The sequence below is a fragment of the Cyanobium sp. HWJ4-Hawea genome (genome assembly GCF_024345815.1).
In the GTDB taxonomy this organism is placed as follows: domain Bacteria; phylum Cyanobacteriota; class Cyanobacteriia; order PCC-6307; family Cyanobiaceae; genus Cyanobium_A.
Genome location: NZ_JAGQBV010000056.1, coordinates 1 through 13,177 on the forward strand (window position 1 = coordinate 1; position 13,177 = coordinate 13,177).

Genomic DNA, 13,177 nt, shown 5'->3' on the forward strand with positions numbered 1-13,177 from the left:
AGCTTTCGATCAGGGTTGCCAGCAGACCCACAGCCGTAACGAGCGCCCAGGCCCTGCCGCCGGGCACCAGAGCCAGGGCGGCCATAACCAGGGCCATCAGGGCCGATCCCACCAGGCTGGCGGCCGTGCCCTCCAGGCTGATTGCCCCCTCGGTGCCGGGGGCAACAGGCCTCCAGGTGGTGATCAAGATGGTGTGGCGACCCCAGCGTTTTCCAATTTCACTGCCAAAGGTGTCGGCCAATTTGGCCGCAAAACTGGCCGCAAATCCCAGCAAAAGCAGGGGGCGCGCCGGGGCAGGCAGCAGGGGATATGCAATGGCCAGAATCGCCCCGGTGGCAGCAGATCCCCAGACGTTCTCCGGACCGCGCCTACCGCCCCTGGCCTCGGCTAGGCCCAGGGCGGCCTTGGTGCGAAAACCCAGCTTGGTTACGGCTGAACCAAGGGCCAGGTAAACCACCACCGCCAACCAACCACGGGGACCCAGGCCCGTCCAAAGCAGGGTCCCGAGGATGCCGGCATGCACCCAGCCGGAGCGGGTGAGGAGCGGCAGGCGCTGGGCCCAGGCAATCAGGCCGCCATTGACCAGCAGGGCGATCAGGAGCGGATGGGATAGGGCCATTCAGGGCAGTTGTGTTGCACAGGTCTAAGCCCGATGGAGAAAGGGGCCTTGGGCAGCAGATAATCGCCCCATGACGCTGCTGCCCTGATGGTGTTTAACAGTAAGGAAACCTTCTTCCTGGACCTGGGCAGCGAAGGGGCCCAACCGGCCAAGGTCGCCATCAAAGAAGAGGTCGCCATAAAGGAAGAGGCAGCGATCGATGGAGCTGCTGCTAAGGCAGCTGCGGCCGTAATCACCTTGGGGGCCAGCGTCAGCCCAGTGACAGGCGGCAGCCCTGCGCCAAGCGCAAGCCCTACTCCCAGCTCCAGCCCTGCGGCCAGCTCCAGCTCCAGCCAAACAACTGCCGAGGCCATTGCCGCCGAGTTGCGCGCTAGCCAGGAGGCCCTACCTCCCCCCAGCAACATCACCTTTGCCCCGGATTGCCTCAATCCAGCCAATGCCGTGCCCACCCGGCGGCGCAAAGCAGGGGCCAATCTCAATGGCTTCCGGGACATGGGCAAAGGCCTGTTCAAGCCCTAGAGAGCGGCTCTCCAGGCAGATAGCTGGGCCGCCGCTGCCACGGCGGCTGTAGATGTGCGCAAAATCGTTGGCCCCAGGCTGACGGGCTGCCAGCCATGGCTGATGGCGCATTCCTGCTCCAGGGGGCTCCAGCCCCCCTCCGGCCCCACCGCCACGGTGATCTCCTGGCCCATTTGGCAATCCTGATTAGCCAGGTGGCCAAGGGCGGCGGCCAACAAGGGCAAGCCCTCGGTTCTGGTGGTGGGCAGCAGCCTCAAGCCGGGCCTGGGGGCGGCAAAAAGCTCCACTGCCCGCTGCTGGCAGCCCAGCTGCGGCAGCCAAAGCCGCTCACATTGCTCGGCCGCTTCCCGCAGGATTGTCTGGTGGCGTTCGTGGCTACGCAGCTCCGGCGCCGTGCTGCGCTCGGCAATCACCGGGGTGATGCAATCAATCCCCAATTCGCAGGCCATCCGTAGCAGCAGCTCCCCATCCCGTTTGGGCCAGGCCACCACCAACTCCAGTCGCCAGCTGGGGGCATCCAGCTGCTGCAGGGGTGCATCGAGGGGCTGCTCGAGCTGGGCCAGGCCCTCGGCCGTAAGGGCGGCATGCCAGAGGCGGCCAGCCCCATCCACCAGGGCAAAGCCATCCCCCTGGCGCAGGCGCAGAACCCGGCGCAGATAGTGGAGCTCGCTCTCCAGCAGGGGCAGCTGATTAAGGGCTAGGGAGCTGCCAGCCAGGGCCCCCAGCCGGGCCGGAGGAACCAGCAGCCGCCGCCGTTCCTTGGCCACTAGCTATCAAATACGGATTCGGGCTGCTCCTCAATCGGCCAGTCTTCGTTGAGGCCGCCCACCAACAGCTCCTCGATCTCCACCATGTCGCGGTTCAGCTGGCGGAGGGCGTTGATCAACACGTCGAGGCCAAAGCCGTCGCTGGTGCCCAGGTCTACCCAGCAGCGGGCCCAGGCGTCCTGATATTCCATCGGACCCATGTTGTGCATCAGGGCCGGCATGGCCGCCTCGGCGTCTTCCTGGTCGTAAGCCATCCAGCTGAGGTCGGCCCCCTCCTCATGGACCTGCAGGGCTTCGGCATTGAAGGCGCCGCACTTACCCAGGAAAAACCAGCTGTCGAAAGCGGTCTCCACATAGCCCCGCTCACCGCCCCCGGGTGGGTTGGCAAAGCGCAACCAAAACCAGCAATTGAAGGGATCGAAATCGCGGAAGCGCACCTCCATGGTCGATCGGTCTGCAGTGGGGATCGCCCTATCAAACCAGGCATGCTGGGTGAATGCTTGAGCTGCGTGGCATCACCTACCAACCAGCCACCCGCAGCACCCCGGTGCTTCAGGGGCTCAACCTGGCCCTGAAGGAGGGCCAGCTGGGCCTGGTGGCGGGTGCCAGTGGCTGTGGCAAAACCACCATGCTGGAGGTGATCTGCGGCCTGGCTAAGGCCGATCAGGGTGAGGTCTGCTGGCAGGGGCAGGTGCTTAACGGCCGCCAACGGCGCTGGCTTTGCGGCCTGGTTTTTCAATTCCCAGAGCGCCACTTCCTGGGGTTGAGCGTGGGCCAGGAGCTGAAGGTGGGCCACCGCCGGCTCAGCGCCGATGACGCCAATGCGGTGCTGGAGTTGGTGGGGCTGGCGGGGTTGTCGCTGCAGCAGCCCCCCGAACAGCTCAGCGGCGGCCAACAGCGGCGGCTGGCCCTGGCGGTGCAACTGCTGCGTAACCCCAAGGTGCTGCTGCTGGATGAACCGACAGCAGGCCTCGACTGGGAAGTGCGGGGCGAAATCCTGGCCATGCTGCAGGCCCTAGCCAAGGAGCGGGCCGTGTTGGTGGTCAGCCACGAGCCGGATTTATTTAGGGGCCGCATTGATGCCTGCTGGCGCCTGGAGACGGGCCAGCTCAATCCTTACGATGCCCTGGTCAGGGATAAATAGCGTTGAGCGACCAGCTGTTGCGGGCCACCGCCGCCGGGGGCGGGATCCGATTGGTGGCAGTTACCACCACTGAAGCCAGCCGGCAGGCCCGGGAACGCCATGGCCTTTCATTTTTGGCTACGGCCCTGTTGGGGAGGGCGATGACCGCCGGCCTGCTGCTGGCCAGCTCCATGAAGGTGGCCCACGGCAGGGTGAATCTGCGGATCCAATCCGACGGCCCCCTGCGGGGCTTGATGGTGGATGCCGGCCGCAACGGCACGGTGCGCGGCTACGTGGGCACCCCAGCCCTGGAGCTTGATTTGGTCGATGGCCCGGGGGGGCTGGCCCAGTTCGACTTCAAAACCGCCACCGGCACCGGCTATCTGCATGTGGTGCGGGATCTGGGGGAAGGGGAGCCCTTCAGCTCAACGGTGGAGCTGGTCAGTGGCGGCATCGGCGAAGACCTCGCCTCCTACCTGCTCCATTCCGAACAGACCCCATCTGCGGTGTTTGTCGGGGAGCAAATCGACAGCCAGGGGTTGCGCTGCAGCGGCGGGGTGCTGGTGCAGGTGCTGCCAAAGGCCGCCCGTGAACCGGCCCTGGTGGCCCTGCTGGAGGCCCGTTGCCAGGAGGTAAGTGGCTTCAGCCAAAGGCTTGCCAACAACGCAGACAATCTGCAGGCATTGCTGGAAGACATCTTTCCCGACCTGGATCCCCAGCCCCTGGAAACCGCCGCCACCCGCCAGCAGGTGCGCTTTGAGTGTCCGTGCAGCCGCGACCGCAGCGTCGCGGCCCTAATGCTGTTGGGCCGCAGCGAGCTCAGCGCCATGCTCGCCGAAGACGGCCAGGCGGAGATCATCTGCCACTTCTGCAACGAGCATTATCTAGTTGGGCCAGAGGAGCTGCAGGAGATAATTGATGGGCTAACCACAGATGCGGATTAACTACCGATTTGGCTTAACAGCCGATTTGACCTAACTAAATCCCCATCAGGGCAGGGTGAAACCGGACTGGAGGTTTTTTAAATCCAACATCACCCAGGTCACCCAAACCAGCAGTGCCACACCCCCTGAAACCGCAGCTGCACCACCGGCAAAGCGCAACAACACCTGCATTCCACTCACCTCCTTCACAGACCCACTCCACGTTTCGCTCCATTTTGACCTGCAACGGGCCCAGCTGAGGGCTGCAGGGGCCCTAGTCAGTAGCTGTAGTTAGCCACGAACAGGCTGGCGTCACTGGAGGGCTGGGAACCGGGCTGGTAGGTGCCAAGGCTGGCCTCACCATTGGCCCTAGCTCTGGCCAGCAGCGCCTGCTGACCGGCCACCAGATCGCTTCCTGCCCAGCCCTGCAAACAGGAGTGCTGCAACGCCCGGCCGAAGGAGAAGCCCAGGTGCCAGGGGGCACCCGCCTGATGGGCGGCCCGATTGATCTCATTCAGACAAATGCTGGCGTCCTCCTCCGCCAGGCCACCGGAAAGGAAAAGAATTGCCGGCACCGCCGCTGGCACCGTGCGAGCCAGTGTCCGCAGGGTGAATTCACCCACCTGCCCAGCCGAAGAACGCTCCGGGCAATCGGCACCGGCCGTGGTCATCGAGGGCTTGAGCAGGCTGCCCTCCAGGAACACCCCATTGACCGCCAGGGCCCCATAGACGGTGCGCAGCACCCACTCCTGCACCGCCGCCGTAGTGGCGATGTCGTGGTCGCCATCCATCAGGATTTCCGGCTCCACAATTGGCACCAAACCCTGCTCCTGGCAGGTGCGGGCGTAGCGGGCCAGACCCCAGGCGTTTTCACGCACCGACAGTTCCGATGGACAACCGTCGGAACTAATCCGTAAAACAGCGCGCCATTTGGCAAATCGGGCACCACGGGCGTAATAACGCTCGGCCCGTTCCGCCAGGCCCTTGAGACCGGTGCACCAGGTTTCACCGGGCAGGGCTCCGGCCAAGGCCTCAACCCCCAGATCAACCTTGATGCCAACGCGGATTCCCTGGTCCCGGAACAGATCCACCAGGGGGCTAGGGCCAGCTCCTGCGGTCACCGTCGAGTCTTGGAAGAGGGTTTCCTCGTAGAGGATCACCCCAGAAATGTGTTCCGCCAGACCCGGTGTGGTGGCCAAAAGGGTCCGGAAAGCGCGGCGATTTTCTTCGCTGTTATCAACGCCAATCGCCTCAAAGCGTTTGCCAATGGTGCCGGTCGATTCATCGGCAGCCAGCAGTCCGGTGCCTGGAGCAGCAAGGGCAGCGGCCGTCTCGGCCAGCTCCTCTCGAAAAAAGTCGAGGGTCATGGGTTAATCCAGGCCGAATCAAATTGAAATATCAACCTAGGCGCGTTCCGCTCAGCCAACGGCATGAACATAGAAGAAAACATTTGCCAGAACAAAAACAAGGGGCAGGCCAATCTCAAACCCCATCTCAACACGGTTCACAAGCAGCTTGCTTTCACCGCCAAAGCGATTCACCAGGGATATGAAATAGCCAATGAATAGCTCGGCCATCATGAAGAAGAACAGAAACAGAGTGTATTGATCGCCAATTGTGAAATAGGGAACCCGAGGTATTGAAGTGGCAATGATCAGCTGGTAGGCAAGGGTGGTGAATAGCAAGCTACTGACAAAGGCAATTCGATCGCCAATGGCGTCAATCGGAATAGCCAGAAAGAAGATACTGGTAAAACTAAGGACGGCCAAAGGGATAAATATTTTATACAGATAGAAATCACTTTTTCTGCTTACATCGACCTCCAGCCTGAGCATGGAGAAAATGTCGTTTCCATGGTCAGGGTCGTCGTAGTCGAACACCCGACTTTCAAAACGCGTAATATCCCATTCAGTGATATCAAAATCCTTACTTACGCTAAGATTTTCACCATCATCAACAAAGCGCAAAATATCGCTATCCCAGGCAAATGAGGAGATCTTGGCAACCAGCTTTTGCTTATCAAAGGGGAAGCGGTGCAGGTCGAAATTTGAGGCAAGCTTCACCTGCAATCTGCGGGTCAGCTCAGCTCGACCATTGCTGAAGATGGCCAAATTAAAATCATCCCCCTCGGTCGCACCCAGCTCATTGATGAAGGTGATTTGGGGGTCCCAGTGGGTTTTCAGAAAATCATGGGCCTCATCGTTGGCATAAACTCGCTCTGCCTCGCCAGGGAGGAGCTCCTTAGCAAGCCTGGGGTCACACCAATTGGCATCCAAAAAAGCATCCAAAATGAAATAATTTTCATTTGGCTCAATTTTAGGAATTTGATCAACGTGTAAATCCACATCCACCTTGAGGGGTTGCCCAGGTGCTGCTATTGGTGGGGCGAGCGGATCCACACCAATCGCAGCAATGGGGAAACAATTAATTAGGGAATTGATCTTTTTAGCGGATTTAGACTTTTCAGACTGTTTAGTAGTGGGCAAGGCTGTGGCTGGCTTTTTCGCATCAACTGCCGAATTGGCAGCCATGGCCGAAACGCCTAGGCCCGCACATAGGCTCAAGCTAAAAACAAATATCAGAAACCTTCGAATTTGCGCACTTACCTTGAACCAAAGCCGTGAACGTAACGCCAAAGGGCCAAAGCAACATTGGCCCCAACCTAGGCGCAATTCAAATGACTATCAACAATGCGCCAAGAAGGAGCATCACCAAAGCCGGCAAACTCTGCAGCTGCAAAGGTCCAATTGCCAGGCCCTGGGGCGAGGCCGTATTGGCAATTAGTGGATCCGGTAGGGCCGCAACCACCAGGGCATTGAGCAGGCCCCCCAGCAGCAAGCCCACGGCCAAAAGGCCAAATCCCCAGAGCACGGCGGGCAAGAAACGCCGATTGCGGCGCTGCAGGCTTACCACCGTGGTACCCGTGGCCAGGGCCAACAGCAATTCGGCCGGGGCCCCAGGCACAAAAAGGATTAGGGAGAAGAGCACGGCAAAAACAGCCACCGGCAGCCAGCGCTCCAGGGGCTCGGTGGGCAGGGCCAGGCTTGGCAGCGAAGGCATACCAGGCATCGCTGGCAAACCTGGCATCGAACCCTTAAACGCAGGCACCTTAAAAGCGGGAACCTTCAGGCCACCCCCCTTTAAACCAGGCACCTTCAGGGCAGGCCCTTTGGCGGTCACGGTTGCCTGCTCCCGCTGGGAAGCGGTCTTGGCCGCACTGCTCACCTTGCCCTGTTGGCGCTCCTTGAGCCGATCCATCAGCACGCTGTCGTAGGCCGCCTCTATTCGGGAACGGGCCATGGTGTCGTCGCCCACCTCGGCCAGGCGGGCCTGCTTGGCCTCCTGCACCACATCAAAGCTGGCATCTGCCGCTATGCCCAGCCGCTCGTAGGGGCCCAAATCGGAGCGTTGATTCATTAGCTAAGAGCCTAGAGGTGGCTTAGAAGAGCGGCTCGCTGCTTTGGAAGCCGGCATCCTGCTGGAGCGCCCGGCGGCGCAACTCAGCCTCGGCGGCTGGCAGGCAGTGGCGACGCTTGAGCAGGGGCATTTGGGGGGGCAGGTGGCTGCCCTCACGCATTTCGATAGTGTCTGGGTTTGCACCCTCCAGCTTGGACTGGAAATTGACGTAATCGCAGCCCCCGTCAGGGCGGGGACGCACCAGCCAGACAGGCTTCGGCATCGCTGTGATGGTTTATTAAAGCCAGTCTGGCGCGGCGAGAGCAACACCGCGATTAGGCCTACAGGGCGATGGGCTAGAGGGCGATGGGCTAGAGGGCGATCGGCTCGACGCCACTGACCACCGGGGCCACTGCGCTCAAGTTGAACTCAGGATGGTCCTCGGCCAGCTGGTTGAGGTTCCAGTCGTTCTTAAACAGCAGCACCGGCCGATCCCAGGCATCGCGCACGGTCTTGCAATTGAAAATGCGACCGACCTGCTCCAGGGCCGGCCAACCGCCGGTTACCCAGCGGGCCACGCTGAAACCCAGGGGTTCGAGGCGGGTTTCCACTCCATATTCGTTTTCCAGCCGGTACTGGACCACCTCCAACTGCAATTGGCCCACCGCCGCCAGGATCGGGTCGCGCTTGCTTTGGTCGGTGTCATAGAGCACCTGCACCGCCCCCTCCTCGCGCAGCTCATTCACCCCTTTGCGGAAGCTTTTAAAGGCCGAAGGGTTGGGATTGCGCAACCACGAAAAAATCTCCGGACTGAAGCAGGGGATCCCCTCGTATTCCACCTTGGGCCCCACATAGAGGGTGTCGCCAATGGCAAACATGCCCGGATTATTTAGGCCGATCACATCGCCCGGATAGGCGTCTTCCACCACCTCCCGATCCTGGCCAAACAGCTTCTGGGGCCTCGATAGGCGAATGGTCTTACCGCTGCGGGCATGGCGCACGCTCATGTCCTTTTCAAACTTGCCGCTGCACACCCGCACAAAGGCGACCCGGTCGCGGTGGCGGGGGTCCATGTTGGCCTGCAATTTGAAGACAAAGCCACTGAAATCTGGGCTGAGTGGGTCCACATCGCCGCTGGCCGATGGCCTGCTGCAGGGCCGTTGGGCCAATTCCAAAAAGGCATCCAAAAACGGCCTCACGCCGAAGTTGGTCATGGCCGAACCAAAGAAAACCGGGCTTAGCTCGCCCCCATGCACCAGCTCCAGGTCGAGGTCGGCACCGGCTCCATCTAGCAACTCCAGTTCCTCAAGGGCCGTAGCCAGCAGTTCCGGTTCCACCAGTTGGGCCAGTTCCGGATCCCTGGCATCCAGGCGCCTCTCTTCGCTCTGCTTGCCCCGCTCGGCCCGCTCAAACAGCACCACCTCCTTGCTGCGCCGATCAATCACGCCGCGGAAGCGGTCACCGCTGCCGATCGGCCAATTCACCGGCCAGCAGGCCAGGCCCAGCTCCTGCTCAATCTCATCGAGCAGCTCCAGGGGTTCGCGCCCGGGCCGGTCCATCTTGTTGATGAAGGTGAAGATCGGGATCTGGCGCATGCGGCAGACCTCAAACAACTTGCGGGTCTGGGGCTCCAGGCCCTTGGCCGCGTCCTCGAGCATCACCGCGTTGTCGGCGGCGGCCAGGGTGCGGTAGGTGTCCTCCGAAAAGTCCTGGTGGCCTGGGGTGTCGAGCAGGTTGATCGTGGTGCCGGCGTAGTCGAACTGCAGCACCGTGGAGGTAATCGAGATGCCCCGCTGCTTCTCGATCTCCATCCAGTCGGAGGTCACCTTGCGCTGTTCGCCCTTGGCCTTAACGGCGCCAGCCTGCTGAATCGCCCCCCCGTAAAGCAGCAGCTTTTCCGTAAGGGTGGTCTTACCCGCGTCGGGGTGGGAAATGATCGCAAAGTTGCGCCGCCGGGCTACCGCTGCGGCCAGCTCGGCTGATTCAGGGCTGGACAGGCTGGTCATCGGACCAGCCTGCCAGGCGCCCCCACACCTCCAGGTAGCGATCCCCCAACTCAGCCACCTGCAAACCCACCAGGCCCGCCTCCCGCAACTGGGTCCGCACCTCCTCGACGCTGAAGGCCGCATGCAGGGAGGCCAGGTAGTCGCGACGCAAAAGCGCCGCCCCAGGACCATCCAGCTGGCCCAGGTGCAGCTCCTGGAGGGCCAGGGCCGCTTCGGGGCTGGCCGGCCGGCGCAAATCCTTGATGTAGACCGCCGCGCCAGGACACCCCAGCTGGCCCAGGGACCGCCAGAGCACCTGGGGGTCGTGCAGATGGTGCAAAAGGCTGTTGCTAAGTAGGCCGCTGAAGCCCCCAGGCAGGGCTGGATCGGGCAAAACGGCCTGTACAAACCAAATCCGGCCCGCCCGCTCCGCCGGTAGGGCCGCCAGCGCCTGCCGGCCCAGCTCGAGCATCGCCCCGGCACCATCCACCGCCAGCACCGAAGCCGAGCCAAAGCGTTCCGCCAGGCGAAAACTGATATTTCCGGGCCCGCAGCCCAGGTCCACCAGCCGATCACCCAGGCCCCCGGGAAAAAAATCGGCCAGCCGATCCACAAAGGCCTGGTCGCTGCTGGCGAAATCGGCGGCGCCGTAGGCCAGGGCCTGCTGGCAGTCGTCCATCAATTCAGGCTCGCAGGTCCGCTGCACCGAGGCCGCGCTGGGGTTGCGCTGTGGATAGTGGCAACGAATGGTTGCACACCCCATCAGTGGCGTTATGGTTCGGCACACTGATCCGCCATACCCCCTATGACCATCTCCACCACCCCCGCAGCGGCCCTAGCAGCAGAAGCCGCCTACGCGGCTCCGGCGGGCACCCCGGTGGGCGGAGATTTCCCAGCCACAGCGCCAGCTGCCAACCCGGTTTTTTACCGCACCTACAGCCGCAAAACCCCCAGCGGCAGGGAGAGCTGGCACCAGGTGGCCGAGCGCAACCTCGAGGGCCTGCGGGTGCTCGGCAACCTCAACGAAGCGGAAGTGACCCTGCTGCGGCGGATGCAGCAGCAGCAAAAGGCCCTGCCCTCGGGCCGCTGGCTCTGGATTGGGGGCACCGATTGGATTGAGCGCCACTACAACTTCTCCGGCGCCTACAACTGCACCTCCACCAACCTGGTGGACTGGGAAGCCTTCGGTCTGATGATGGACCTGGCGATGATGGGTTGCGGCACCGGCGCAATCATTGAGCCCCAGCTGATCAGTCGCCTGCCGGCGGTGCGCAACCGGCTCGTGATCGATGCAGTCACCGACATCGGCGCCACCCCCCCTGGCCAGCGCCAGGAGCACACCAGCACCAACATCACCACCAACGGCGGCGTCAACCTGGTGACGGTCAAGGTCGGTGACACCCGCCGCGGCTGGGTCGACAGCTACCAGCTACTGCTTGAGCTCTGCAGTGATGAGCGCTTTGGCGAAAATGGCCAGGGCGGTGAGGTGCACATCAGCGTCGACCTCTCCGATGTGCGGCCCGTGGGCGAAACCCTCAAGGGCTTTGGCGGCATGGCCAACCCCGTCAAGCTGAAGGATCTCTACGGCCGGGTGGCCCAGCTGCTCAACAGGGCCATTGGCCGCCAGCTCACCTCCGTGGAGTGCTGTCTGTTGATTGATGAGGCCGCAGTCACGATCGTGGCGGGCAACATTCGCCGCAGCGCCGGCATGCGCCAGTTCAGCGCCGAAGACAACAGCGCCGCCGGCGCCAAGGAAAACCTTTGGCAGCAGGACAGCGAGGGCAATTGGCGCATCGATCCCGAGCGCGATGCCCTGCGCATGGCCAACCACACCCGGGTGTTCCACACCCGCCCCTCAAAAGAGGTGGTGCATGAGGCCGTGGTCAAGCAGTTCCAGAGCGGTGAAGGGGCAATCCAATTCGCACCCGAGGCCATCGCCCGCTCCAATGCCGACCTACTCAGCACCCCCGAGCTGCGCACCGAGTTCATCGACATCTACTGCGACCAGGGCCGGGAACAGGCCGGCCGTTGGTTGACCACCCACCACCCTGAAATCAGCCCCGCCGAACTGGAGCACCGCCTGGGCCGCTATGGCCTCAACCCCTGCGGTGAAATCCTCGGCGCCGATTTCCACTGCAACCTCGCCGAGATCCATCTCAACCAGATCGATCCCGCCGACCACCAGGCCCAGGCCGATGCCTTCAAGGCCGCGGGCCTGGCCGTGGCCTGCCTGCTCAACCACCGCTTCGATGTGGAGCGCTACCGCCAGAGCCGTGCCTGGGATCCGATCGTGGGCGTGAGCTTCACGGGCCTGTTCGACTTCTTCGTGCATGCCTTTGGCACCCCCTGGTTGAAGTGGTGGGAGGCCGGCCGCCCCGAAACCGAAGAGGGCATTTCCTTTAAGCAGCAGGAAGCTGCCTACCTGGGCCGCTGGAAGCAGATCGTCAACGAAGCGGTCTGGGAATACTGCGACCGCCAGGGCCTGCGCCGCCCGAACCGCTGCACCACGGTGCAACCAGCCGGCACCAAGAGCCTGCTCACCGGTGCTTCCCCCGGCTGGCACCCCCCCAAGGCCCAGCGCTTTATTCGCCGCATCACCTTCCGCAAGAACGATCCGGTGGCCCTGGCCTGCCTCGATTACGGCTACTCGATCGTGCCCTCCCAATCCGACAAGGACGAACAGGGGCGTCTGCTCAACGATCCATTTGATCCCCGCTGCACCGAGTGGCTGGTGGAGATCCCCACCGAAGTGAGCTGGGCCAACATCCCTGGCGCCGATGCGGTGGAGATCAACAACTTCTCCGCCATGGCCCAGTTCGATTTCTACATGCAGGTGCAAAAGCACTACACGGCCCACAACACCTCAGCCACCGTTGAGTTCCGCGAAAACGAAATCGAACCCCTGGCAGAGGCCATCCACCAGGCCATCGACAAGGGTGAGGGCTACATCTCGGCGGCCCTGCTGGCCCGCTTTGATGCCAATGCCACCTTCCCGCGGCTGCCCTTCGAGCCGATCGATCACGCCACCTACCTCAGCCTCAATGCCGAGGTGGCTGGGCGCCGTAGCTGCCCAGACTTTTTTGAAGCCCTGCAGCGCTACGACCGCGGTGAACTGGTGGAAGCGGGTCCGGCCGGCTGCGACTCCGATAAGTGCCTGCTGCCCCTGGCTAAACCCAGCGGCAACTAGGCATTAGTGGCGATGCCAGCTTCGCTGAAAACTGGCCTGGGCGCTGTTGCTTTGGCCCTATTGGTAGGTGGTTGCCAAAGCTGGTGGCCCTGGAATAACCAGGGCAATGGCGGCAGCCCAGGCCAGGGCAACTGCCGCCTTAGCCCTGAAGAGCTAACTAGCCAAACCAAGGGCCTGGCCCTGCAGCAAAAGGCATTGGCGAGCATCAAGGCCGAGGCCTTCATCCCGCCTAACAAACCGACTGCCATCGATCCGGCCCTGGCTGAGCGCTACACCCAGGAGGATCGGGATCTCGATGAACAGCGTTATCAAACGGCCTTGCTCGATTGGCAGCAATTAAATGCCGAGCGCTATCGGCTCTGGCTTGCGGACCACACCCGCCGCGAACGGCAGCTGGAATTGGGCCTCCAGGCCAAAGCCCAAAAACTGCGCCAACAGGGCTGCCCCCCAGTGCCACCAGCCAGCCCTTGATCGCGGAGCACCGCATGGAAGGAGAACCACGTGGGCGGATCACCGCATGGGAAAATGGTTTAGTTGCCGATTTGCTCGGTAACGACCCCCTGGAGAGGTGGTCGAGTGGTTGATGGCTCTGGTCTTGAAAACCAGCGGAGTGAAAGCTCCCGCGGGTTCGAATCCCGCCCTCTCCGTTTTTTTTACA

15 protein-coding genes and 1 tRNA gene are annotated in these 13,177 nt (G+C 62.4%); 6 read left to right on the forward strand and 10 right to left on the reverse strand.

Annotated elements, in window-relative coordinates; translation table 11 throughout:
* A partial coding sequence (locus KBY58_RS11030) for a DUF92 domain-containing protein (protein WP_255004377.1) occupies window positions 1–619 on the reverse strand: 619 nt, incomplete at its 3' end.
* Window positions 620–706: 87 nt separating this feature from the next.
* On the opposite strand from KBY58_RS11030, the gene KBY58_RS11035 reads away from it, so the two are divergent.
* Entirely contained in the window at window positions 707–1,138 is a 432-nt protein-coding gene (locus tag KBY58_RS11035; RefSeq protein ID WP_255004378.1) for a hypothetical protein, read from the forward strand.
* Here the strand turns inward: KBY58_RS11035 and KBY58_RS11040 are convergent.
* Window positions 1,135–1,905: a 16S rRNA (uracil(1498)-N(3))-methyltransferase gene (locus KBY58_RS11040; RefSeq protein WP_255004379.1), complete on the reverse strand. Its 771-nt coding sequence runs from the start codon at window positions 1,903–1,905 to the stop codon at window positions 1,135–1,137. The two genes, KBY58_RS11035 and KBY58_RS11040, sit on opposite strands and share 4 nt — an antisense overlap.
* Entirely contained in the window at window positions 1,905–2,348 is a 444-nt protein-coding gene (locus KBY58_RS11045) for a DUF3531 family protein (RefSeq protein WP_255004380.1), read from the reverse strand. Before KBY58_RS11045 ends, KBY58_RS11040 begins: the two co-directional genes overlap by 1 nt.
* Window positions 2,349–2,401: 53 nt before the next feature.
* Here KBY58_RS11045 and KBY58_RS11050 point away from each other — a divergent pair, with 53 nt between their 5' ends.
* The gene (locus tag KBY58_RS11050; protein WP_255004381.1) at window positions 2,402–3,049 is read left to right on the forward strand and encodes an ABC transporter ATP-binding protein; all 648 of its coding nucleotides are present in this window, start codon (window positions 2,402–2,404) and stop codon (window positions 3,047–3,049) included.
* Between the two features lie 2 nt (window positions 3,050–3,051).
* Window positions 3,052–3,972 carry an Hsp33 family molecular chaperone HslO gene (gene hslO, locus KBY58_RS11055; protein ID WP_255004382.1) on the forward strand — a complete coding sequence of 307 codons (921 nt, stop codon included), beginning with the start codon at window positions 3,052–3,054 and terminating at the stop codon, window positions 3,970–3,972.
* A gap of 45 nt (window positions 3,973–4,017) precedes the next feature.
* Here hslO and KBY58_RS11060 read toward each other — a convergent pair whose 3' ends face one another.
* The 7 genes from KBY58_RS11060 to KBY58_RS11090 all read right to left on the reverse strand — a co-directional run bounded on the left by KBY58_RS11060 (window position 4,018) and on the right by KBY58_RS11090 (window position 10,095).
* On the reverse strand, window positions 4,018–4,152 hold the full coding sequence (locus KBY58_RS11060) for a hypothetical protein (RefSeq protein WP_254934061.1): 135 nt from the start codon (window positions 4,150–4,152) through the stop codon (window positions 4,018–4,020).
* Window positions 4,153–4,229: 77 nt separating this feature from the next.
* The gene (locus tag KBY58_RS11065; RefSeq protein WP_255004383.1) at window positions 4,230–5,318 is read right to left on the reverse strand and encodes a class I fructose-bisphosphate aldolase; all 1,089 of its coding nucleotides are present in this window, start codon (window positions 5,316–5,318) and stop codon (window positions 4,230–4,232) included.
* A 51-nt stretch (window positions 5,319–5,369) separates the two neighbouring features.
* The gene (locus KBY58_RS11070) at window positions 5,370–6,482 is read right to left on the reverse strand and encodes a hypothetical protein (protein WP_255004384.1); all 1,113 of its coding nucleotides are present in this window, start codon (window positions 6,480–6,482) and stop codon (window positions 5,370–5,372) included.
* A gap of 142 nt (window positions 6,483–6,624) precedes the next feature.
* Complete coding sequence (locus tag KBY58_RS11075; RefSeq protein ID WP_255004386.1) at window positions 6,625–7,368, reverse strand: CPP1-like family protein; 744 nt, start codon at window positions 7,366–7,368, stop codon at window positions 6,625–6,627.
* 22 nt (window positions 7,369–7,390) lie between these two features.
* On the reverse strand, window positions 7,391–7,630 hold the full coding sequence (locus tag KBY58_RS11080) for a hypothetical protein (protein WP_255004387.1): 240 nt from the start codon (window positions 7,628–7,630) through the stop codon (window positions 7,391–7,393).
* A gap of 88 nt (window positions 7,631–7,718) precedes the next feature.
* Window positions 7,719–9,353, reverse strand: a complete 1,635-nt coding sequence (locus tag KBY58_RS11085) for a peptide chain release factor 3 (RefSeq protein WP_255004388.1) — start codon at window positions 9,351–9,353, stop codon at window positions 7,719–7,721.
* Window positions 9,331–10,095, reverse strand: coding sequence for a class I SAM-dependent methyltransferase (locus tag KBY58_RS11090; RefSeq protein ID WP_255004389.1), 765 nt, complete (start codon window positions 10,093–10,095; stop codon window positions 9,331–9,333). Before KBY58_RS11090 ends, KBY58_RS11085 begins: the two co-directional genes overlap by 23 nt.
* 42 nt (window positions 10,096–10,137) lie before the next feature.
* On the opposite strand from KBY58_RS11090, the gene nrdJ reads away from it, so the two are divergent.
* The 3 genes from nrdJ (at window position 10,138) to KBY58_RS11105 (ending at window position 13,166) form a co-directional block, all read left to right on the forward strand.
* Window positions 10,138–12,519 carry a ribonucleoside-triphosphate reductase, adenosylcobalamin-dependent gene (nrdJ, locus tag KBY58_RS11095; RefSeq protein WP_255004390.1) on the forward strand — a complete coding sequence of 794 codons (2,382 nt, stop codon included), beginning with the start codon at window positions 10,138–10,140 and terminating at the stop codon, window positions 12,517–12,519.
* 12 nt (window positions 12,520–12,531) lie between these two features.
* Window positions 12,532–12,990 (forward strand): hypothetical protein, encoded by a 459-nt coding sequence (locus KBY58_RS11100; RefSeq protein WP_255004391.1) that lies wholly within the window; start codon window positions 12,532–12,534, stop codon window positions 12,988–12,990.
* Between the two features lie 91 nt (window positions 12,991–13,081).
* Window positions 13,082–13,166: transfer RNA gene (locus KBY58_RS11105), tRNA-Ser, on the forward strand.
* Window positions 13,167–13,177 lie beyond the last annotated feature (11 nt).